Origin of the sequence: Arenibacter flavimaris, assembly GCF_030291335.1 — a bacterium.
Taxonomy (GTDB): domain Bacteria; phylum Bacteroidota; class Bacteroidia; order Flavobacteriales; family Flavobacteriaceae; genus Arenibacter.
Genome location: NZ_JASWIM010000077.1, coordinates 1 through 5,180, shown reverse-complemented (window position 1 = coordinate 5,180; position 5,180 = coordinate 1). Strand labels below are relative to the sequence as shown.

Annotated in this window: 7 protein-coding genes; 3 read left to right on the top strand and 4 right to left on the bottom strand. The window is 34.7% G+C overall.

The genetic code is table 11. The features are described from left to right. Positions 1 to 278: 278 nt before the first annotated feature. The 4 genes from QSE00_RS24990 to surE form a co-directional block, all read right to left on the bottom strand. A complete protein-coding gene (locus QSE00_RS24990; protein WP_215948488.1) occupies positions 279 to 785 on the bottom strand; it encodes a pyridoxamine 5'-phosphate oxidase family protein in 507 nt (168 codons plus the stop codon). 44 nt (positions 786 to 829) lie between these two features. Beyond that, positions 830 to 991, bottom strand: a complete 162-nt coding sequence (locus QSE00_RS24985; RefSeq protein ID WP_252734419.1) for a four-helix bundle copper-binding protein — start codon at positions 989 to 991, stop codon at positions 830 to 832. A gap of 1,001 nt (positions 992 to 1,992) precedes the next feature. After that, a complete protein-coding gene (locus tag QSE00_RS24980; protein ID WP_286107996.1) occupies positions 1,993 to 2,457 on the bottom strand; it encodes a thiol-disulfide oxidoreductase DCC family protein in 465 nt (154 codons plus the stop codon). Between the two features lie 28 nt (positions 2,458 to 2,485). After that, positions 2,486 to 3,307, bottom strand: coding sequence for a 5'/3'-nucleotidase SurE (surE, locus tag QSE00_RS24975; protein ID WP_286107995.1), 822 nt, complete (start codon positions 3,305 to 3,307; stop codon positions 2,486 to 2,488). Positions 3,308 to 3,429: 122 nt separating this feature from the next. On the opposite strand from surE, the gene QSE00_RS24970 reads away from it, so the two are divergent. The 3 genes from QSE00_RS24970 to QSE00_RS24960 form a co-directional block, all read left to right on the top strand. After that, positions 3,430 to 4,308: a diacylglycerol/lipid kinase family protein gene (locus tag QSE00_RS24970; protein WP_286107994.1), complete on the top strand. Its 879-nt coding sequence runs from the start codon at positions 3,430 to 3,432 to the stop codon at positions 4,306 to 4,308. Between the two features lie 62 nt (positions 4,309 to 4,370). Next, on the top strand, positions 4,371 to 4,676 hold the full coding sequence (locus QSE00_RS24965; RefSeq protein ID WP_286107993.1) for a sodium:solute symporter family transporter: 306 nt from the start codon (positions 4,371 to 4,373) through the stop codon (positions 4,674 to 4,676). Between the two features lie 131 nt (positions 4,677 to 4,807). After that, a partial coding sequence (locus QSE00_RS24960; protein ID WP_286107992.1) for an Arm DNA-binding domain-containing protein occupies positions 4,808 to 5,180 on the top strand: 373 nt, incomplete at its 3' end.

Here is a 5,180-nt window from a genome sequence, read left to right as displayed (position 1 = left end):
CAAGAGCATACCTCCTGTCCAAAAATCATGATCGGGCATAAAAAAATGCCCCTAAATAAAATCTAAGGGCAGTTAATATTCTATGTGTTCTACAAAATTAAGCTAACTCCTGAAAGTGCCTACTTATTAATTTGTAGACATCAACCAGCACAGAACAAGTTATATGACTTAGCTGGTGGAAGATTCCTGAAACTAATATGTTTACCCACTAGATCAATCTATAGTTATAAAGCGGCACCGATTTAAACCAGAGTTCACAAAAATTAAATAATCGCACTTTAATGATTTTGTAAATCAATATGACCTTTTTTACCAGGAGTTTCAGAAGCAAAATTTTCATCGCCATGTCTCATTGACGATAAGGGCACCTCAATTCCATTTTCCCAGTAGTACGCACTTTCGATATTGATGTTCAACAATACCAAATTAGGGTCTCCTTGTCCATCGAACCATTTGTTTAAACTATCGTTCCAGAGTTCATCAACTTTGGGCAGATCGACAATATGCGTTGCATTTCCAAATAAAGAAATATATTTTTGGTTTAATTCATCGCCATATAGTATCTGAATTCTATTATCGTTTTCTATTTGACTGAAATTATCACTATCTCGAGTCGTGAACATCCATAAATCCCCTTGTTCATCCATTTGTTGGATAGTCATTGGACATACGGAAAATGGAATTTTTTCCAAAGCCGTTGCCATCAACACGGTTTTCGGTCCTTTCAACAGGGTGCGCAATTTACTAAGTCCTTGCCCATCCTTGGTATAATTTTTCTCTTTCATCTTATTAATATTATTAAACACTTAACAGTTGCCAACTGGTATTTTTAGGCAACAAGTTTTCGACATTCTTCTGCACAAGTCAAACAGGCGGCTGCGCATACTTTACAATGATCATGTTCATGTTGTCTGCATTGCTTTGCACACCAAGTGCATACCTCTGCACACAACAGACAAGCCTCTTTTGTATAAGGACTATCGGCAACCATATATTTAATACACAACAAACAGATATCCAAACACTGCTGACAGCATTTCGGACAATCATTCATACTTTCTTTTCCCGACATTTGAATTAGACAGTTCTGACAGTCGACAAGACATTGCTGACAAGCTTTTATACAACTTTCATACTTTGAAATCATAACATTGATGTTTTAAAATTATTACTTATATATTCAATTGACTTCCTTGAAGTCAAGGATAGTAAGCTACTATTTTCCGACATTTTATTATGGTAGAAGAACACCCAATAAAGTACTTAAAAAATGCAAAATTCTATTCAAACTTTTTGCTATTGGACATTTTTATTTTCGATTTCCAAATTCATACGGTAAGTAGGTATAACCCTTTTTACTGGACTTTGAAAAACTTACACAGTCCAACACATATAAGCGCTCGGTGTTTTCCTAATACCCGCTTTAACATTAGTTAGAATGTTGGTTATGTTACTAATTTCATATAACATATAATGCGAATTAAAAGTATACGTATATGTACTCAAAATATAGAGAAAAAGAAATATACTTTAGCTCAAAAGAAGGAATTTTAAACGCTATCGACCTAAGCATATGCACAGTTCTAATGAGTTAAATTGTTTTTCAAATACGTTAAATCTTATCATCAATTCAATTTAACTTTAGATATAGAATTATTAAAAGAAGTTAATGTGACAGGTGCTATCTTAGCGGAAAGCACAGCGGGTCTTTCCCGGACAAAATATCACAGGTATCACTAACAGATTCCATAAAAAATAATTCTTATAATATTTGTTGAATTATAGTTTGATTGGTTATAGTTCGATTAGTTCAGAAGGGCTTCAGAAATGGAGCCCTTCTATTTTCAACGAATGTATTGCGTCAGGACTTAAGAATACATGAAGTCCATATTTGGCTTAATCAACGGTATTTGAATTATTCCTTACCGTTGCACTGGATGTATTATAACTAATCGAATTTCAAAATTAGTGTTCCGGAAGGAGGTATTAAGTTTAAAATAAAAAGGTTGAGAAAAGAATGACCATCAAATAAATTAACCAATAATGCCGCAATCGGGCCGGGTTTTTCCCAAATAAAATTTTGGTTACCTTAAATAACAACGGACGATGATTACTCACAAACTTATAACCTATTTCGCTAATTGTTTGGAATAAATATAACTTTTGGTAGTAATGGTAGAGAAAATTCCACTTATTGGAATAGAATAATGTGCGATAAGCGGCTTCTGCTCCCTTATAAACCCTTCCATCTGGTTCTATCAAATGTATGGCCTGGCCAAATGCTTGCTCCGATATATCTGGGATAACGAAATAAATGCTTTGATAAGTGACATAGTCAATAGTTTCTCGGGTTAATATTTTCCATCTAACAATCCAAAATTTACAAAAACCACACTTTCCGTCCCATATCAGGCATGGTTTTGAGGGGAAGTAACCGCTTTGGAATTTACGTTCCATATTGAATTATATAATTTCACGTCAAAACTCAATCTTCATTTTGAGTTCGTTGACACAGGTAATTTTTATCGGTCAGGTCCAAAATCATAGGAGTAATACTAGTTTTTCCATGTTTAACAGCCCATCGATCCGAACCTTCGTCCTCCGGCTCTAAGGGAATAACGGTAAACCAGTATTGGTGTCTCCCCATTGGATCTTTATTAGCAATAATTTTACCATCGTATTGTCTAACTGACTGGCTAGTCCATATTATTTCTCCGAAGGGATTCCGAGGAAAGTTAATATTCAATAATTTCAAATCCTTTGCTTTTATCACTTCATTAAGTGCATCAATTACATAAGGCTCCAATTCATCAAAATCGGTGTCCTCGACCCCCACGGATACACTTAAAGCTATACCACGTATGCCAAATAAAACTGCCTGTCGTGCTGCTGAGAGCGTACCGGAGTGCCATGCTGAATTGCCAAGATTGGCCCCTATATTGATACCTGAAAGAACCAAATCTATACCTTGGAACAAATGGACACCTAGAGCTACGCAATCCGCAGGTGTTCCGCTTACACGAAAAGCTTCCAGACCTTCAAAGTGAATCGGTGATTTTTTAAAGCTAATTGGTTTACCCGAGGTAATAGCTTGCCCCATGGAAGATTGCTCAATATCCGGAGCCATTACGATAACCTCTCCAAAGGCTTTGGCAACATTGGCTAAACATAACAAACCCGGACTATAAATTCCATCATCATTCGTAACCAGTATTTTCATGATATTATAGTTAATTTCTTGATTAATTATACCATTATAAGCCATGTTAAGGGACAACATCTGTAAATCTCGGTCAATCAATTCCATGAGTTTTGTTCTTAAAAAAAAAATATTGACTCGAAAGCAATGACTCATTCAAATTGAATTTACGAACGACTATATTTATATAAAAAGAATGAGATGATTTGAATATTATGAAATTTAAACGAATGAAAAAAGCACAGATTTTTCATAATCCTACAGCAGGAGATGGCACTCACAGTAAAAAAGTGGTAAAAAATATTGTTAAAAGAGCCGGTTACCGTGTAGATTATATATCCACCAAAAAAAAACACTTTTTGAAGAATTTTAAGCCATACGAACTGGATGCCATTTTTGTAGCTGGGGGGGACGGAACCGTACATAAGTTAGCTGAAGCTTTAGTGAATAAAATGCCAGATAGTCAAATACCTATATATCTAATACCTTTTGGTACCGCCAACAATATCGCAAAAACAATCCAGAATTTAGGCGCAGATGGATTAATGAAGGTCGATTACGGAAGAGTGAAAGGTTTGCTGAAGGACCAGCTATTTTTTGAAAGTGCAGGATTCGGTATATTTCCCGAACTGATATTTGAAATGGAAAAAAAATCAGAAAAAGACGTTCCTTATTACGAGTTAAAACAAGCCGTTGATAAATTACAAGAAATTATCAGAAAAATTAAGGCGGTAAAAGCCACCTTGAAAGTAGATGGACAAATAATTACTGGCTATTTTTTACTGGTTGAAGTGATGAACATTCCATTCTTAGGTCCCAACCTACATATAGCACCTAGTGCGAATCCGGGTGATGGCTATTTGGAGTTGATTTTAGTTGATGAACAATATCGGCAGGATCTATTGGATTACCTAACCAATAATTCCTATAACAATACCGAAAGTCTAAATTTAAAAAATTTTGTAAAAACCTATAGTGTAAAAAAATTGCATATTGAATGTGAGGCTGTCAAAATGCATTATGATGATCAACTGGTAGATGATTATATTGGACAAACCTTGGAAATAGAATCTGTACCTAGCCAATTGAAATTCCTCCTAAATAATTGAATTTATCGACCATTCGTATTCCAAGGGCTTATTATTTGCTTTACTTAGATTTTGTTTAATTCTTGACCACCAAAACTCAAAAAGAGGCCCAAAAAAGTGTATGGACCAATGCCGTATTGACCATACCGGCCACTCTGATTTTCTTTTTTGTGGGTACTACTTTATTCGCTTTTTTCAAAAATTATCCTAACCAGCTTAATCCTACTTTTGAAAACAATGATGCCATATTCCCCTGGTATATTGTTTCGGAGTTACCAACTGGTATTTCTGGATTATTGATTGCAGCAATATTTGCTGCGGCTATGAGTAGTTTGAGCAGTAGTATGAATTCTAACGAAATTGTATTGATATGGTCTCAAATCACCTGATAATCAATTATTTATATCATAATTTTGAAATTTAAATTAATAGAAAAAACCATAAAAATCCATATAAAACCGCAAAATGTTGTACATATGTTGTACATAGATTTTATATCTTTATGTTATAACAATTTATTATGGCCACCGTAAAGATAGTATTGCGTAAGAATTATCGGAAGAAAGACGGAACATTTCCAATTGCTTTGCGATTGACCCAAAACAGGAAGTCAAAATTTTTGTTTACAGGTGAGTATATCCTAGAAAAGGATTGGGATGAAACTAAAGGGTTGGCAAAAAAGAGTTATCTCAATTCCTCACGACTTAATAACATGCTCTTAAAAAAGGTTTCGGAAGCTCATAATATGGCTTTGGAAATGGAGGCAAGCACAGAAAATCAGTCGGTTTCCACTTTGGCAAAAAAGATTCTGGGCGAGGACAAATTTGATTTTTTCAAGGTGAGCCAAATCTTTCTGGAAAATCTTTTAAAACGGAAAAAATTCGCTCAACATT

Excerpts from the sequence above, each read along its gene's own strand:
- QSE00_RS24990 (WP_215948488.1), bottom strand. The coding sequence starts at position 785 with ATGAAAGAGAAAAATTATACCAAGGATGGGCAAGGACTTAGTAAATTG.
- QSE00_RS24985 (WP_252734419.1), bottom strand. The coding sequence starts at position 991 with ATGGTTGCCGATAGTCCTTATACAAAAGAGGCTTGTCTGTTGTGTGCA.
- QSE00_RS24980 (WP_286107996.1), bottom strand. The coding sequence starts at position 2,457 with ATGGAACGTAAATTCCAAAGCGGTTACTTCCCCTCAAAACCATGCCTG.
- surE (WP_286107995.1), bottom strand. The coding sequence starts at position 3,307 with ATGGAATTGATTGACCGAGATTTACAGATGTTGTCCCTTAACATGGCT.
- QSE00_RS24970 (WP_286107994.1), top strand. The coding sequence starts at position 3,430 with ATGAAAAAAGCACAGATTTTTCATAATCCTACAGCAGGAGATGGCACT.